General features: G+C 66.0%; 15 protein-coding genes. 2 read left to right on the forward strand and 13 right to left on the reverse strand.

Annotated elements, in window-relative coordinates; genetic code table 11:
- Positions 1-71: 71 nt before the first annotated feature.
- The 5 genes from MRBLMU1_RS26830 to MRBLMU1_RS26850 form a co-directional block, all read right to left on the reverse strand.
- Entirely contained in the window at positions 72-1,304 is a 1,233-nt protein-coding gene (locus MRBLMU1_RS26830) for a malic enzyme-like NAD(P)-binding protein (protein WP_315218420.1), read from the reverse strand.
- A gap of 91 nt (positions 1,305-1,395) precedes the next feature.
- On the reverse strand, positions 1,396-2,691 hold the full coding sequence (locus tag MRBLMU1_RS26835) for a Glu/Leu/Phe/Val family dehydrogenase (protein WP_363508285.1): 1,296 nt from the start codon (positions 2,689-2,691) through the stop codon (positions 1,396-1,398).
- A 155-nt stretch (positions 2,692-2,846) separates the two neighbouring features.
- Positions 2,847-3,809, reverse strand: coding sequence for a LysR family transcriptional regulator (locus MRBLMU1_RS26840; protein ID WP_363508288.1), 963 nt, complete (start codon positions 3,807-3,809; stop codon positions 2,847-2,849).
- Positions 3,810-3,835: 26 nt separating this feature from the next.
- Complete coding sequence (locus tag MRBLMU1_RS26845) at positions 3,836-5,185, reverse strand: MFS transporter (RefSeq protein ID WP_363508291.1); 1,350 nt, start codon at positions 5,183-5,185, stop codon at positions 3,836-3,838.
- 26 nt (positions 5,186-5,211) lie between these two features.
- Positions 5,212-5,688 carry a MarR family winged helix-turn-helix transcriptional regulator gene (locus MRBLMU1_RS26850; RefSeq protein WP_363508293.1) on the reverse strand — a complete coding sequence of 159 codons (477 nt, stop codon included), beginning with the start codon at positions 5,686-5,688 and terminating at the stop codon, positions 5,212-5,214.
- A 280-nt stretch (positions 5,689-5,968) separates the two neighbouring features.
- On the opposite strand from MRBLMU1_RS26850, the gene MRBLMU1_RS26855 reads away from it, so the two are divergent.
- Together MRBLMU1_RS26855 and MRBLMU1_RS26860 are read left to right on the forward strand one after the other, a co-directional pair.
- The gene (locus MRBLMU1_RS26855; protein ID WP_363508296.1) at positions 5,969-7,174 is read left to right on the forward strand and encodes a cation:proton antiporter; all 1,206 of its coding nucleotides are present in this window, start codon (positions 5,969-5,971) and stop codon (positions 7,172-7,174) included.
- Positions 7,175-7,186: 12 nt separating this feature from the next.
- Positions 7,187-7,435 (forward strand): DUF3297 family protein, encoded by a 249-nt coding sequence (locus MRBLMU1_RS26860; RefSeq protein ID WP_090320741.1) that lies wholly within the window; start codon positions 7,187-7,189, stop codon positions 7,433-7,435.
- Positions 7,436-7,484: 49 nt separating this feature from the next.
- Here the strand turns inward: MRBLMU1_RS26860 and MRBLMU1_RS26865 are convergent, their stop codons facing one another.
- The 8 genes from MRBLMU1_RS26865 to MRBLMU1_RS26900 all read right to left on the reverse strand — a co-directional run bounded on the left by MRBLMU1_RS26865 (position 7,485) and on the right by MRBLMU1_RS26900 (position 15,970).
- Positions 7,485-7,676, reverse strand: a complete 192-nt coding sequence (locus MRBLMU1_RS26865) for a hypothetical protein (RefSeq protein ID WP_315218435.1) — start codon at positions 7,674-7,676, stop codon at positions 7,485-7,487.
- A 116-nt stretch (positions 7,677-7,792) separates the two neighbouring features.
- Positions 7,793-9,025, reverse strand: a complete 1,233-nt coding sequence (locus MRBLMU1_RS26870; RefSeq protein ID WP_363508300.1) for an MFS transporter — start codon at positions 9,023-9,025, stop codon at positions 7,793-7,795.
- A gap of 2 nt (positions 9,026-9,027) precedes the next feature.
- A complete protein-coding gene (locus tag MRBLMU1_RS26875; protein WP_363508720.1) occupies positions 9,028-9,351 on the reverse strand; it encodes a hypothetical protein in 324 nt (107 codons plus the stop codon).
- 16 nt (positions 9,352-9,367) lie between these two features.
- The gene (locus MRBLMU1_RS26880; RefSeq protein WP_363508303.1) at positions 9,368-9,925 is read right to left on the reverse strand and encodes an RNA polymerase sigma factor; all 558 of its coding nucleotides are present in this window, start codon (positions 9,923-9,925) and stop codon (positions 9,368-9,370) included.
- Between the two features lie 100 nt (positions 9,926-10,025).
- Complete coding sequence (locus MRBLMU1_RS26885; RefSeq protein WP_363508306.1) at positions 10,026-10,613, reverse strand: hypothetical protein; 588 nt, start codon at positions 10,611-10,613, stop codon at positions 10,026-10,028.
- 161 nt (positions 10,614-10,774) lie between these two features.
- Positions 10,775-12,370, reverse strand: coding sequence for a pepsin/retropepsin-like aspartic protease family protein (locus MRBLMU1_RS26890; RefSeq protein ID WP_363508309.1), 1,596 nt, complete (start codon positions 12,368-12,370; stop codon positions 10,775-10,777).
- Positions 12,371-12,542: 172 nt separating this feature from the next.
- Entirely contained in the window at positions 12,543-13,943 is a 1,401-nt protein-coding gene (locus MRBLMU1_RS26895) for a DEAD/DEAH box helicase (RefSeq protein ID WP_363508312.1), read from the reverse strand.
- A gap of 398 nt (positions 13,944-14,341) precedes the next feature.
- A complete protein-coding gene (locus tag MRBLMU1_RS26900) occupies positions 14,342-15,970 on the reverse strand; it encodes a methyl-accepting chemotaxis protein (protein WP_363508315.1) in 1,629 nt (542 codons plus the stop codon).
- Positions 15,971-16,063: the final 93 nt, after the last annotated feature.

The following is a 16,063-nucleotide window of genomic DNA, read 5'->3' on the forward strand; positions in this document are numbered from 1 at the left end:
AAACCCGCAAGGCCATGCGGGGTCGTACCCGACGGGTACGACCCCAGCGTCCGGGGTGCGGGTTTTGGATCTTAAATCAGCGATTCGGCCAGATCGGCCAGGTCGTTGGCGTAGTCGATCTCGATCAGCTCTTTACGCGCGACGCCGCTGCGGTACGCGGCGGTGGCGATCTTCGGCGTGACGCCGCGCAGCAGGCGCGGGTCCAGCAATCCCGGCACCACGTAGTCCTTGCCGAAGCGCGCGTCGGCGCGCGCCATGTCGGCCAGCGCCACCACGCAGGCGCGCTTCATTTCCTGGTTGATCGTCGAGGCGCCGCAGTCGAGCGCCGCGCGGAACAGGTAGGGGAAGCACAGCGCGTTGTTGATCTGGTTCGGATAGTCCGAACGGCCGGTGGCGATGATGGCGTCGGGCGCCACTTCGCGCACCAGTTCCGGGCGCAGTTCCGGCTCCGGATTGGCCAAGGTGAAGACGATCGGATGCGCGTTCATGCGCGTGATGTCGGCCTGCGACAGCACGCCCGGACCGGAGACGCCCAGGAAGACGTCGGCGCCCTCCATCACCTGCGACAGTGTCGTCGCGTCGGTGTTGCGCGCCCACGCGGCTTTTTCGCCGTCCAGCGCGCGCGCGGTGGTCAGCACGCCCTTGCTGTCGCAGACGAAGATGTTGTGCTTTTGCGCGCCCAGGTCGACCAGCAGGTCGAGGCAGGCGATGGCGGCCGCGCCGGCGCCGGAGCAGACGATTTTGACGGTGGCGATATCGCGGCCCGTCATTTCGATCGCGTTGAGCATGCCGGCGCCGACGACGATGGCGGTGCCGTGCTGGTCGTCATGGAACACCGGGATCGACAGGCGCTCGCGCAGCTTGCGCTCGATGTAGAAGCATTCCGGCGCCTTGATGTCTTCGAGGTTGATGCCGCCGAAGGTGGGATGCAGCGCGGCGATGATCTCGACCAGCTTGTCCGGGTCGGTCTCGTCGATCTCGATGTCGAAGGCGTCGATGCCGGCGAATTTTTTGAACAGGACCACTTTGCCTTCCATCACCGGCTTGCCGGCGAGCGCGCCGATGTTGCCCAGGCCGAGCACCGCGGTGCCGTTGGTGATGACGCCCACCAGGTTGCCCTTGGCGGTGTATTCGTAGGCCTTGGCCGGCTCGCGCTGGATTTCCACGCAGGGGGCGGCAACGCCCGGCGAGTAAGCCAGCGCCAGGTCTTCCTGGGTGCCGACGCTCTTGGTCACTTCGATGGCGATCTTGCCGGCCTTGCCGGCGCGGTGATAGGCCAGTGCTTTCTGTTCGATGGTGCTCATGGTGTCCTTATTTTCTGGTGACGCTCTATATGCGAAAAACGCCCGCACGGGCCAAAGCCGGTGCAGGCGCAAATTGCTGGGATTCGTTAAATCATGGGTACAGGCCGCGAACCTCGCGGGCTTGCAACACGCGCGTGCACGCCAAAATGAAGGTGGCGGTGCGCAGCGTAACCTTCTTCTCTTGTGACACGGACCACACGGCGTTGAACGCCTCCTGCATGATGCGCGTCAGGCGGGCATTGATCTCGTCCTCGCTCCAGAAGAAGCTGGAGAAATCCTGCACCCACTCAAAGTATGACACAGTTACGCCGCCGGCGTTAGCCAGCACGTCCGGCACGATCAGCACGTCCTTGTCGGTGAGGATGTCGTCCGCTTCCGGCGTGGTCGGGCCGTTGGCGCCTTCCAGGATGATTTTGGTGCGGATGCGCTGCGCGTTGTCGGCCGTGATCTGCTGTTCCAGCGCGGCCGGGATCAGGATCTCGGTCTCGATGTCCCAGAAGGCGTCGCGGTCGAGGAAGGCCTCGGCGCCGGCGAAACCGGTGACGCTGCCGCATTCGGCCACGTGGTGGTGCAGGCGGGCGATATCGAGGCCGCCCTGGTGCACCACGGTGCCGGTGTGGTCCTGCACGGCGACGACCTTGGCGCCGGCGTCGGCGAACATGGTGGCGGCCACGCCGCCGACGTTGCCGAAGCCCTGGATGGCGACGCGGGCGCCTTCGATGGCGACGCCGCGCTTGATGGCCGCTTCGCGGCCGACCACGAACACGCCACGGCCGGTCGCTTCGCGGCGGCCCAGCGAGCCGCCCAGCGAGATCGGTTTGCCGGTGACGACGCCGGTCGACAGGTTACCCTCGATCATGGCGTAGGAGTCCATCATCCATGCCATCACCTGTTCGTTGGTGTTGACGTCGGGCGCCGGGATGTCCTTGTTCGGTCCGATGATCAGGCTGATTTCGCTGGTGTAGCGGCGCGTCAGGCGCTGCAGCTCGCCGCGCGAGAGGGTCTTCGGGTCGACCCGGATGCCGCCCTTGGCGCCGCCGTACGGCACGTTGACCGCCGCGTTTTTCACCGTCATCCACGCCGACAGCGCCATCACTTCCGACAAGGTCACGTCCTGGTGGAAGCGCACGCCGCCCTTGCCCGGACCGCGCGACATGTTGTGCTGCACGCGGTAGCCTTCGTAGTGGGCGATCGAGCCGTCATCGCGCTCGATCGGCACGTCCACGGTCAGGATGCGCTTGGGGCGCTTGAGCGTTTCGACCCAGCGCGACAGGCTGCCCAAATGCGGCGTGACGCGGTCGATCTGTTGCAGGTAGACGCCCCATGGACCCAGATCTTCCGGGTTGAGGTAGGAAGGCAGTGCGTGCTGTTGGTGTGCGGTGGTCATGCTCGGGCTCCGTAGGATTTTGTTTTGGCGAGCGCCGCTTGTGGCGGCGATCAGTGGAACGAATCATAGGGCGGAGCCGCTCCAACGGGCCAATGCTGTATGCGCATTCGACCATGCGTTTCGCGCATAGTTATTATAAAGTTAATTTAAACGCGTTAGCGTTCCGAGACGGCGACGCGGCGTTTGCGGCCGCTGTCGTTCTGCTGCCGTTCGAGGAAATCCCACAGCCGTTCGACGATGGCCTTGCCGCGCCGCTGCGGCGACGGCCGCTCGCGGTACAGGCGGATCTCCATTTCGATCTCCCACTCCGCGCTGTCGTTGTCGGCGCGCGCGAGCAGCTTTTGTTTGAGCTCGCGGGTGACGGCCGATTCGGGCAGGAAGGCGACGCCGCTGCCTTCGAGCGCCATCATTTTCAAGCCCTCGGCCATGTCGGTTTCGTAGTGCGGCTCCAGGTGGAGCGGGGTTTTGGCGTCGCCGAGGATCAGCTCCACCATGCGGCCCAGGTAGGCGTTGTTGGTGTACGATAAAAACGGCAGCGGCGCCTTCTTGGTGCCCGGCAGCGTGAAGTCCGGCACCTTGTTCTTGTCGCAGCGGGCGTAGGGGCGCAGCGATTCGCGGCCCAGCACCAGCATGTCGTAGCGGCCCGGGTCGAGCTGCACCGGCTGGCGCGGATGGTGGTAGCACAGCAGCAGGTCGCAGCCGCCTTCGACCAGCTGCAGCACGGCGTCGTGCACGTTGAGCGCCATCAGGCGGCTGCTGATCGGCGCGAAGTCGCGCTCCAGCGCCGACAGCCATTTGGGCACGAAGGTCAGCGACAAGGTGTGCGGCACGGCCAGGTCGATGCTGGTCTGGGCGGCGGCGCGCTTGGAGCGCAGCATGTCGCGCGCGCCGTTGATCTGCGCGAGCATTTCGAGCGCCTGCTCGTAGAAGACGGTGCCGGCCGGCGTCAGGCGGGTGGGATAGGAGGTGCGGTCGACCAGGTCGGTGCCGAGCCAGTTCTCCAGCGACTGGATGCGGCGCGAGAAGGCCGGCTGCGTGACGTGGCGCAGCGCCGCCGAGCGGCTGAAGTTATTGGTTTCGACCAGGGAGATGAAGTCTTCCAGCCATTTGGTTTCCATACGGGTTATCCCTTATTACCTTTCGCTTAGTGCGGGTTCGACGTGATGCGGCGCATCGGCGTGAACACATACGCCAGCGCCGCGCACAGCACCAGTATCATGCCACCGCCGGCGAACAATTGCGACAGCGGGATCATCGTCAGCAGCCAGCCGGCGGCGCCGGCCGACAGCGGCGCCAGGCCCATGAAGATGAACATGAAGATGCTCATGGCGCGGCCCATCATGGACGGCGGCACGCGGCGCTGTATCCACGTGAAGACGTTGATCTGCATGAAGCCGGCCAGCACGCCGATCGCCAGCATCAGCAAGGCCGCCTGCCACGCCGCGTCGACCGCGCCGAGCGGCATGACGAGCAGGCCGACGGCGCCGTCGATCAGCAGGATCAAGGTGCCGAAGGTGGCGAAGCGCAGGCGCGCGCCGCCGATCGCCGCCGCGCCCATGCCGAGCAGGGTGCCGGCGCCGTGCACGCCCATCAGCAGGCCCAGCGTGGTGGCGCCGTGCAGCGCGGCGGCCAGCACCGGCAGCGCCACCTGCATGGCGCCGCCGACGAACAGCGAGACGGCGCCCCAGTAGATGAAGCAGGTGCGCAGCGGGACGTCGCGCCACACCATCGCCAGGCCGGCGCCGACGGCGCGCAGCACGGAGGCCGGCGCCTGCGCCGATGGCGCGGCCAGCAGGCGCACTTTCGACAAGGTCCACGCCGACACCAGGAAACTGAGGCAATCGAGGCCGAACGCCAGCGCCAGGCCGCGCGCGTCGGCCACCACCGCGCCGCCGCCGTGGCCCGGGGCATGGCCGTCGCCGCCGAGCGCCAGCAGGCCCGCCGCGATCAGGGGGCCGACCAGCATCGACAGCTGGCGCAATCCCATCAGCATGCCGTTGGCCGCCTGCAGCTGTTCCGGCGCGATCGCCAGCGGCATGATCGAGGTGCCCGACGGGATGCCGAACGCCTGCGCCAGGCCGATGCCCAAGGCCAGCGCGTAGATGGCCATCAAGGTCAGATGCGGCGTCATGACGACGGTGAGCGAGACCGACGCGCCGACGTCCAGCGTGTGTGCGGGCTGGTGGTCGAGCACCAGCAAGGTCAGGACGGCCAGCAGCGCGGCGTTGGCGTATTTGCTGAGCATGAGCACGCGCTTGGGCGAGTGGCGGTCCACCAGCGCGCCGCCGACCAGGATGAAGACCGCGCGCGGAATGCTCATCAGCGCGATGACGAGGCCCAGCGCGACGGTGTCGCCGGTCAGCCGGAACACCAGCCAGGGCAGCGCGATCATGGTCAGCTGGTCGCCCAGCATGGAGACCACGCCGCCGCGCAGCAGCCATTGGAAGTTGGGGTCGCGCAGCAGCGCGGCGCGCGGCGGAATCGGTTCGGACATGGTGGGCTCCGGGGCGGTGGGGGAGGTTAAGAGTTCGAGGCGTTCATGCCGGCGATCAGGCCGAGCGCCTCGCTCAGCGCGTCGAATTGTTCGCGCGGACAGTTGCGCAGCAAGTCCTTGCTGATCTGCTCGGCGACGACGACGGCGTTGTTGAGCAGTTCGCGGCCGGTGGCGGTGATGGCGGCGTAGGCGACGCGGGCGTCGCGCGGGTCCTGCTGGCGGTCGACGAGGCCGATCTTTTCCAGCGGCAGCAGGGTGCGGGTGACGCCGGACGCCGTCAGGCCCTGGCGCTCGGCCAGGTCTACCCGGCGCAGGCGGCCGCCGGGCGCGCGGTTGAGGTAGTGCAGCAGCATGAAGTCGCCGAAGCTGATGCCGTGGTAGCCGCCCAGCACCTGGTCGAGCCGGCGCACCAGCGTGGCCTGGGCGCGCGCCAGGCGCAGCGCGAACTCCAGGCTGGGGCTGACGGCGGCGGGCGCGGGAAGGTCGTTATCGAGGTTGTCCATACAATATCCTTTTGTTGTTGAGTTTTGTTTGACTAATGCTTGAGTATGCAACTATATGCGTTTGGCCCGGGAAAGCAAGCGTCTTGGCAGGACCCGGCCGGTGCGCTGTCGCGTTTACCACACGATGTGATCGCGACTACACGGGCGGGACGGGGCGCGATGATGAAAAGAACAACTTGGAATCGCTTCCAGCGGCGCTTTCACCATACAATATTGCCTAAAGTTATGCTCCACAGGGCCGCGCGACTTTTACTCAAACTACAATAAGCAGGGGACAATTATGCACATGGGGACCACCGAGATCTTTTTGATCGCGATGTTGATTATCTTTAGCGTGCCGTATCTGATCTGGCGCTTCGGCCGCACCGATTACTACGCGCCGCTGGTGGTGGTGCAGATCATCACCGGCATTTTGCTCGGGCCCGGCATCATGGGCCGCGCCTATCCCGAGTACTACAGTTTCGTCTTCAATCCCCAGGTGGTGCAGTCGCTCAACGGCATCGCCTGGTGGGCGGTGATGATCTTCGTGATGATCGCCGGGATCGAGCTCGATCTGCGTAAGGCGTGGGAGCACCGGCGCGAGAGCACCATCACGGCCGGCCTGGCGTTGGGCATGCCGCTGGCGTTCGGCTGCGTCGCCGCGCTCGGCATGCTCGGTTACGCCGGCTGGGTGGGTCCCAACGCGCAGCAATGGCAGTTCGTGCTCGGCGTGGGCATGGCGTGCGCGGTCACCGCGCTGCCGATCCTGATCCTGCTGATGGAAAAGCTGGAGATCCTGCGCCAGCCGATCGGCCAGCGCATCCTGCGCTACGCCAGCCTGGACGACATCGCCATCTGGGGCGTGCTGGCCGTGATCCTGCTCGACTGGGACCGGGTCGGGCGCCAGGCCGGCTTCCTGCTGGTGTTCGCGCTGACGACCAAGCTGTTCCGCGCGATGATGGTGCGGCTCGAGGAGCGCGACCGCTGGTATATCTCGTTCATCTGGCTGGCCGCGTGCGCCTTCGCGGCCGATTGGGCGGGCCTGCACTACATGGTCGGCGCGTTCCTGGCCGGCGCGGTCATGGACACGGACTGGTTCAACCAGGAGAAGATGGACTTCCTGCGCGCCAACGTGCTGATGGCCGTGATGCCGGTGTTTTTCCTCAGCACCGGCCTGCGCACGAACTGGGAGGTGGGCGGTTCGGCCGTGTTCGTGGCGGCGGCGGTGCTGCTGGTGGCGTCGGTCAGCGGCAAGCTCGCCGGCGTCCACCTGGCCGGCAAAATCCTCCGGTGGGGACCGGGCGAGGCGTCGATCATCGGCTGGCTGCTGCAGACGAAGGCCCTGATCATGATCATCTTCGTCAATATCCTGCTCGACAAGGGCATCATCACCAACGGCACCTTCACGGCGCTGCTGTTGATGGCCATCGGCAGCACCATGCTGACGGTGCCGGTGGTGTATCCGAAATTGCGGCGCGTGGCGCAGCTGATCTTCAAAACCAGCTGATATAATGGCGGGATGAACGATACTACTCAACTCCCTCCGCTGCCGGATCGTCTGTCGATCGATCCGCGCAGCCCGCACCATGTCGCCGCCGTGTTCGAACACGACGTCGGCATCCGTTTCAACGACAAAGAGCGTCTGGACGTCGACGAATATTGCATCAGCGAAGGCTGGATCAAGGTCCCGGCCGGCAAAAGCCTGGACCGCAAGGGCAATCCGATGCTGATCAAGCTCAAGGGCAAGGTCGAAGCGTTTTACCGTTAATCCACCGTTCCGAAAAAAAGGCCGCCTGGTTGTTCCCGGCGGCCTTTTCTTATTGCGGGCGGTGTTCGCTGCGCAGCTTGTCGAGCATCTGCAGCGTCGCCGGCACCAGGTTCATGATGCCGTGGTAGGCGCAGTACTCGCAAAACGCCTCCTCCGGGCTCATCGCGTTGATGCTGCTGTCGGAATGTCCGCGGCGGCGCAGCGCCCGCAAACAGGCCGCATCCATATTTCTGGCGTTCATGCACTTGCTCCCTTCGAGTTGAGGTATTGATAATCGTTCCAGCCATTATAGTAGGAAAATAGTTCCGTGTGGCAACTATGTTGAGTTTTCTTAATGAGCTGGAATTTCGATCAATATTAGGGGCGCGTTAACATTCGGCGCTGCAGCTGCCACACCAGCGCCAGCGCCACCAGCGAGGTGGCCACGACCACGTAGCCGATCACGCTGAAGTGCTGCAGCCTGCCGTCCGGGGCCTGGGTGACGATGTGGCCGGCCACGACCGAGGCCACGCCGCCCGACAGTTGCTGGATCGACGCGCTGATGGCGTTGAAGGCCCCCCGTTGCGTGGCCGGCGGCACCGACGCGGCCATCGCCTGGAACGGGATCATGCGCGAGAAGATGCCGACGAACATGAGGGCGTTGACCGCCACCAGCGCCCACATGGGGATGGTGCCCAGGTGGGTGTAGACCACCACCATCACCATCGACAGCGCGGTGCCGAACAAGAACACGGGGAACTTGCCGTGCTTGTCGGCGGCCCTGCCGATCAGCGGGCCGGCGAAGATGGTGCACACGCCGGTGATCAGGTAGACGGTGGGCAGGTGGTGCATGTCGATGCCGAGGTTGTTGACGATGTAGGCGCTGCTGAAGGGCATGAGCATGAAGCCGCCCGTGGTCAGCAGGGCGGTGATGGAAAAGGCCAGCAGATGGCGCGGCACCGTCACCGTGTGGTACAGGTGGGCCCACGGGCTGTGGCGTTGCGGCTGGCCGAGGTGGGCGTCGACCGGTTGCATTTTCCACGCGACCAGCAGGCCGCCGACCAGGCCGAACAGGGCCATGGCGAGGAAGGGGACGTGCCAGTCCCATTGGTTCGACAGGTAGATGCCGATCGGGATGCCGAGCACCTGGCTGGCGGCGAAGGCGGTCTGGATCAGGCCCATGACCCGGCCGCGCATCTGCGGCGGGAACAGGTCGGTCGAGATGGCCAGCACGATGGAGCCGATGACGCCGCCGAACAGGCCGGTGACCACGCGCGCGGCCAGCAGGCTCTCGAAGCTTTGCGCCAGGCCGCACCAGACGGTGCCCAGGATGAAGCCGGTGTAGAAGAACAGCAGCAGCTTCTTGCGGTCGTAGCGGTCGGCGAAGCCGGCCGTCAGCAGGCCGGAGGCACCGGCGCTGAAGGCGTAGGCCGACACCACCAGGCCGAATTCCATCGGCCCGATGTTCAGGGCCGGCATGATGACCGCGCCCAGCGGCGACATCAGCATGAAGTCGAGGATCACCGCGAACTGCAGGAAGGCCAGCATCGCGACGACGGTTTTTTGATACGGGGTGAAATTCGCCGCGACGGCGGCGTTGGTTTTTGTCATTGTTATTCCTTGGTGTTTTCTTTGCTCCATTCCCGGCCGTGGCCCCAAAAGCGGCCCTTGTGCGCGGCGCGGAATTGTTCGCGCTCCTCCGGCGTCATCGCCTGCCAGCGCTGCCAGCGTTGCGCCCCTTCGTGGTGGTGGCGGCCGCCGAAGCCGCCGACCAGGATGCGGCACAGCACCAGCAGGCCGAGCGCGCGCCAATAATCGAGCGGCGCGCCGCCGGCGAACAGGTGGGGCACGATCCAGTTCCACAGCAGCATGACGATCCAGCCCAGCAGCGCCAGGATCACCAGCATCTTGGGGATGAGCAGCAGTTTGTATTTCATCATTTCAACTCTCCTTTCATTCGTTGTACAGGTCCTGCAGCCGCGCGCGCAGATGCAGCACGGCATAGCGCTTGCGCGCCAGCAGGGTGTTGACGGACACGCCGCTTTGCAGCGCCATGTCCTTGAAGCTCAGCCCGTCCAGTTCGTGGGCGATGAAGACGTCGCGTTGGTTGGGCGGCAGTTCTTCAAGCGCCGCCTGCAGTTGCTCGAGCAGCATGGCGCGGTGATAGGCGTGTTCGGGGCCGGCGTCGGCCGCCGGCAGCAGCAGGTCGAGGCGGTAGGCTTCGCCATCCTCGTCGACCATGTCGTCCAGCGGCACTTCCTTCTTCTTGCGGAAGCGGTCGATGATGCGGTTGCGGGCGACGCGGTAGAGCCAGGCGCTGACTTGCTCGATCGGCTCGGGCAGGCGGTGGGCCTGGGTGAATTCGTAAAAGACGTCCTGCAGGATGTCTTCGGCGTCGGTCTGGTCGGCGACCCGGCGGCGGATGAAGCTGCCCAGCTTCGAGCGCTCGCGCAACACCGTCGCGGTGATGGCTTGGTCCTGGTCGGCGGTGGTGGGGATAGGCGGCGGCATGTAGGTGAAGACGGCCAGCCGTCGCGGATATTGTGTGAACGATACAAATTGTTGCCTGTTGGGCTGCGATCCCTCCATTATGCCTGTGTTGCCGTCGCCCTCAAGAAAGGTCGTCCAACTCGTCGTAGTCACGCCGGCTCTTGGGCACGCGGCGCTCCAGCGTGTTGCGCGATTGGTGGTCGACGTGTTCGATGAGGACCAGGGCCGCATTCAACGCGTGGCTCATGGTTTCGGCGGCAGCGGTCATCGCTTCGGCGGGTGTCGGCGCCGGCTTGGCGGCGCGCCGTCGCAGTCGCGCGCGCAGCAGATCGGCATTGTGCCAGTTTTTTTCGCCGGGGAAGCGCAGCCAGAGCACGCGCCAGGCGTTGCGGCCGTCGCCCGCCACTTCCTGCGCCATTTTGTGCGGCGAGACGGCCTCGTCTTGATAGATCAGTTCGTCGCCGACGACTCTGGCGACGTGCCAGCGTTCGGCGTGGCACATGCGGACCAGCGTGTGCTCCGGAAGGAAGAGCAGCTTCCATTGATAACCGCGCGCGGGGTAGGCGGCGCTGCGCGTCTGCTCGATCCACTGCCTGACGGCGGCCGCCACGGCCTCGGTCACCGACAGCGGGCTGGCGGTTTCGCGCAGGAAGGTTTCGAGCTGGAGGAGGGTGGCGGGTGGTAGATAACGGGGACGTGGGGGAACCATACTCTTTCTCCTTGAGGGTTTGGTCTTTTTTGGTCTCTTTCAGTCTCTTCGACCGCAAGAAGACGCAGGAGTTCAAAAAAGACCAAAAGAGACTGAAAGAGACGGGCGAAAGAGACTCGTTCCCCGAAGGGCTGGTGTGGGGCACGCCCACTGCGCACCCGTTATTCGGCCGACATCACCTTGTTGGGCTCGATATACACCTTGCCACCCTGGTAATCGAACAGGATGCTCGTCTGCCGCAGGATGCCGTTGCTGATGTTGCCGGCGAGGGTGGGGCTGTTCAGCGTGCCGCCGCCGCGCGTCGGCAGTTCCAGCGTTGGGGCGGCGATTTGCACCCCGCCCATCTCGAACAGCTTGCCGCGCGTTTTCAGCACCTGGGTGGTGCCGCCGATGACTTGCGCCGTCTGGACCGTGTCGCCCGCCTGGTATTTTTCCACCAGGCCGTAGCGGTCGACGAACGGCTTGCTCATTGTCAGCGAGAAATCGCTGCCGGTATCGATGGTGAACTTGCCGGACAGGCCGTCGAGCACCGCTTCGATCTGCGGCGTCTTGTCATGGAATGACAGCGGCGTGGCGGCGGCCCGGCCGCGATACACGAAGCTGTCCGGGTCGTGGAAGGTCAGCTGGCGCGCGGCGTAGTCGATCAAGGTCGGCGTCAGCCACAGCCATTCGTAGCCGATGGTGCCGTCGATCGGCAGGTTGTCGAGCGTCGAACTGGTGAAGAAGGCCTGGCGGTCCAGGGTCAGGCCGGCCATGCCGATCTGCTGGACCGTGGTCAGCACGCCGCGCTCGGTCTGCTGGCCGAGGCCGGACAAGACGGCCACGCCCTGGGCGGGCAGGCGCAGACGCCGGTAGAGCTTGTCGCTGATGACGTTGCGGGCGCCGGTGTCGAGGATGAACTTGAACGGACCCTGGCCGTTCAACGTCAGCATCACGCAGATATGCGCCTCGCACGGTTCGAACGGCACCGTCACCGCCGGCTTCTGGGCCGAAAAGCCCTGCATGACGGCCGGCTGCGGCAGGGAGAAGTCCATCTGCGCGGCGGGGCGGTTGAGCACGATGGTGGACACGCGCAGCGTTTCCTCGTCGGCGCCGTCCCGCGCGTCGCGCACGCTTTCCTCGAACGGCAGCGTGATCGCGCCGACGCGGCGGAAATCGCGGTAGTCGATGGTGAAGGTTTTGCCGTCGACCACTTCCTGGCGGCGCTCGATGCGGCGCGTGGTGTCGTTGATCCAGTAGTCGAAGGCGATGCCCGACGCCAGCTCGACGCGCACGACCGCGTAGTCGACGCCGGCATGGCGGCGCGGCGCCTTCAGTTCGAGCCGGCGCGCCTTGCCGCCGCGCGCGAACCACCAGGCGTACGATTGGCGTCCCAGGTGCAACTCGGGATCGCTGGCCGGGCCTTCCTGCTTTTCCAGCTTGCCCATGCGCTGGCGCCAGAAATTCCGGCCGTCCGAGCGCGACATCAGGCGCGCCACCGCCGACGAGGGGATGCGTTGCGCGTAGCGGCCGCTGGCGAAATCGATGTCGCTGCTGCCCGCCTCGTCGTGGTCGAGGTAGGTGCGCACGAACTGCGTGTGCTGGGTCTTGACCTGCCGCCAGGCGTTGCCGCCGACCGCCTCGCGCGCCTGGGCGAGCAGTGCCGCCGCGCCCTCGGCGGCGGCGCCCTGCAAGCTGGCGATGGCCAGGCAGAGGCCGGCGGCGACGCGGATGACGTGGATCGTGCGGATCGTGCGGATAAGCTGGCGAACTAGCAAAAATGAATCCTTGGTTTGGCGTCACCGGCGGCGGGCGCGCCGGTGCAGACAGCCATGTTAGCTGAAAAGCCGGCTGCCGCGCCAGCCGTCCGGCGCCCGGACGCAAAAGCGGCCACCAGATCGCTCCGGTGGCCGCTTTGATTGTCGCTTTACGCTACGCTAACGATGACGATTAACGGTCGCCGTAGCTGCGGCGGGCGCCGTCGGTGCTGCGCGGGTTGCTGCCCTTGTAGCCGCCGCCGGTGCTGCCTTCCTTGCGCGGGGCGCCAGGCTTGCTGAACGTGCGCTGGCCCGGCTTGGCGCCGGTGCGGTTGTCGCCCGGCTTCCAGCCGCCCGGACGCGAGGTAGAACGCGCCGCCGAGGCGGTCTTCTTCGGCTCGTAGCCTTCGATGACGTTGACCGGGATCAACTGCTTGGTGAAACGCTCGATGCGCTTGACGTTCATGCCTTCGGCGTGGTTCACCAGTGAGATCGCCAGACCGTTGCGGCCGGCGCGGCCGGTGCGGCCGATGCGGTGGACGTAGTCCTCAGGGAACTTCGGCAGGTCGTAGTTGAACACGTGCGTGATCGTCGGCACGTCGATGCCGCGGGCGGCGACGTCGGTGGCGATCAGGATCTTGACCTGGCCGCGGCGCAGGCTGTCCAGGGTGCGGTTGCGGGCGCCCTGGTGCATGTCGCCGTGCAGCGCGGCGGCCGAGAAGCCGGCGATGTTCAGGCGGTCGGCGATGGTGTCGGCGTCGCGCTTGGTGGCGGTGAACACGACGGCCTGGTCGAGCGAGTCGTCGCGCAGCAGGTGGTCGAGCAGGCGGTTCTTGTGCGACAGGTCGTCGACGAAGTGCACGCGCTGGGTGATGTTCTCATGCTTGTTGGCGGCGCTGAGGATCTGGATCACTTGCGGATCCTTGGTGATGCGGCGCGCCATGTTGCCGACGACGCCGTCGAGCGTGGCCGAGAACAGCATGGTTTGACGGGTCGACGGCGTCGCGTCGACGATTTTTTCGATGTCGTCGATGAAACCCATGTCCAGCATGCGGTCGGCTTCGTCGAGCACCAGGATTTCCAGTTGCGAGAAGTCGATCTTGCCCGATTCCATGTGGTCGATCAGACGGCCAGGGGTGGCGACCAGGATCTCAGGATTCTTGGCCAGCAATTGCATCTGTTTCGGGTAAGGCATACCGCCCAGGATCGACACGGCCTTCAAACGGCGCAGGTTGACGCTGTACTTGTCGGTATTGGAGGTCACTTGCAGGGCCAGTTCGCGGGTCGGGGTCAACACCAGCATTTTTGGCTGTGCGGCTTTGAAACGGGGACGCTCGCCACGGGCGCGGGCGGCCTGCATTTCTTGGTTGGGAGTCTTGCCGGCGGCGGCCGGGTCGATCTCGGACAAACGGTGCAGCGACGGCAGCATAAATGCGGCGGTCTTGCCGGAACCGGTTTGCGAGGAAACCAACAAGTCCTTGCCTGCGATGGCGGCAGGGATGGCCTGCTGCTGAACCGGGGTCGGCGCGGTGTAGCCGGCGTCGGTCAGGGCTTTGATGATGGACGTGTTGAGACCTAGTGCTTCAAATGTCATGCTGTTCTTTCGTAAAAAACCTGCGCCCGTGCAAACGCCGAACGCGAAATAGCAACGCCTACCAAAACGAAATGACTCAATCAAAATCGAAAGAAATTTCGGCACAAAAGCTTTGCGCCGGGACGGTGTCAGGTGCGACACCAAAGGCGGGAGGGCTTCATAAGCGACATCAGGATGATGCGCTAAGGCTTGCGTAGCTGCTAGTAATACCTGGCTGATCAATCGGCGCCGCTGCTTGTCGCGGCGCGCTCACTGCAGCGCACAGGCGACACTATACAGTAGTTTGGGGCTGCCTGTACAGTTAATTGCCGTTTTAGCGTGCGCCGCAGCAAAACCACTCCGGGGTCAGGTCCACCATTTCTACACGGACCCGGCCGTGGCACCGCGCCGGCGGCCTATTAGTGCAGAGCTTGTGTAGAAAAAGTGGACCTGACCCCGGAGTTCCCGCTCGGCGCCAGCGAAAACACGCCCACCACGCGCGCCAGGTGGCTGGCTTGCGCGTGCAGCAGGGCGGCGGCCGCGCCCGCCTGCCCGACCAGCGCGGCGTTCTGCTGGGTGGCCTGGTCGATGCCGCCGACCGCTTCGCCGATGCGGGCGATGCCGTCGGTCTGCTCGCGGCTGGCGGCGTCGATCTGGCCCATGATGTCGGTCACCCGCGCCACGCTGGCGACGATCTCGGTCATCGTCGCGCCGGCCCGGTCCACCAGCGCGGCGCCGGTGTCGACCTGCTCGACCGATTCCTCGATCAGCCCCTTGATCTCGCGCGCGGCCGCCGCGCTGCGCTGGGCCAGGTTGCGCACCTCGCCGGCGACGACGGCGAAGCCGCGCCCCTGCTCGCCGGCGCGCGCGGCCTCGACCGCCGCGTTCAGGGCCAGGATGTTGGTCTGGAAGGCGATGCCGTCGATGACGCCGATGATGTCGGCGATGCGCCGCGAGGCCCGGTTGATCGCGCCCATCGTGTCGACCACCTGGGCGACGACGGCGCCGCCCTGGGCCGCCACGTCCGAGGCGGACAGCGCCAGCGCGTTGGCGCGCCGGGCGTTGTCGGCGTTGCGCTGGACGGCGCCGTTGAGCGCGCCGATGGCCTCGGCGGTCGCCTCGAGCGAACTGGTCTGCTTCGCCGTGCGCGACGACAGGTCCTCGTTGCCGGCGGCGATCTGCCCCGACGCCGAGGCCACCGCGTCGGTGCCGGTGCGCACCTGGGTGACGATGCTGCCCAGCTGGTCGCGCATGTCGCGCATCGCGTGCAGCAGGCTGGCCCGGTCGCCGGCGGCCAGCTCGACGTCGACGGCCAGGTCGCCGGCGGCGATGCGGCGGGCGATGCCGGCCGCCAGCGCCGGCTCGCCGCCGAGCTGGCGGCGCAGCCCGCGCATGATCAGGTTGGCGGCGGCCACGCTGGCGGCCACGGCGGCGGCCAGGATCAGCGCGCACTGCCACTGCGCGGCGGCGATGCGTTCGCGCGCGGCCGCCTCGTCGAGCGCGGATTGGGCGGTGGCCAGCTGGACGACCTGGTCGATGACCTTGCGGTGCGTCTCGTACAGGCCGCCCAGGCGCTTGAGCGCGGCCGCCGCGCCGTCCTGGTCGCCCTTGGCCAGCGCCGGCAGGAAGGTGTCGAAGGCGGTGGCGTAGAAGGCCAGCGCGGGCGCGTGGGCCTGCTCCAGCATCAGCGGCCCCATCTGGCCGGGCAGGTCCTGGCCGCGCCAGTAGGCGTGGCGGGTGTCGTAGTCGGCCTTGAGGGCGCGCAGGCGCCCGGCCAGCGCCTGGCGCGCATCACCGGCGGTGGCGCCATCTGACTGGCCGACGTTGGCCATCTGCAGGCACACCAGATAGGACTCGATGATGTATTCGGGCGGCGGCAGGATATCGGCGATCAAGTCCTTGCTTTGCACGATGCGCTGGTAGATCGGGCCGTTGACCTGGATTTCGTTGAGGGCCTTGAACGACCAGGCGCCGTAGAGGCCGAAGCCGGCCACGAAGCAGCCGATAAGGATGAGAAAACGCGTCCTGACGTTTACCTGGTCGAGCATGGTGGTCCCCGTGATCCCGGGCGGCTCGTGGCCGCGCCTGTTCTAAGAAAAGTGGATGATCTGTTCTGGTGGGAAAGACAATAGCAACAATCG

It is taken from the genome of Burkholderia sp. LMU1-1-1.1, from assembly GCF_040675865.1.
In the GTDB taxonomy this organism is placed as follows: domain Bacteria; phylum Pseudomonadota; class Gammaproteobacteria; order Burkholderiales; family Burkholderiaceae_D; genus Rugamonas.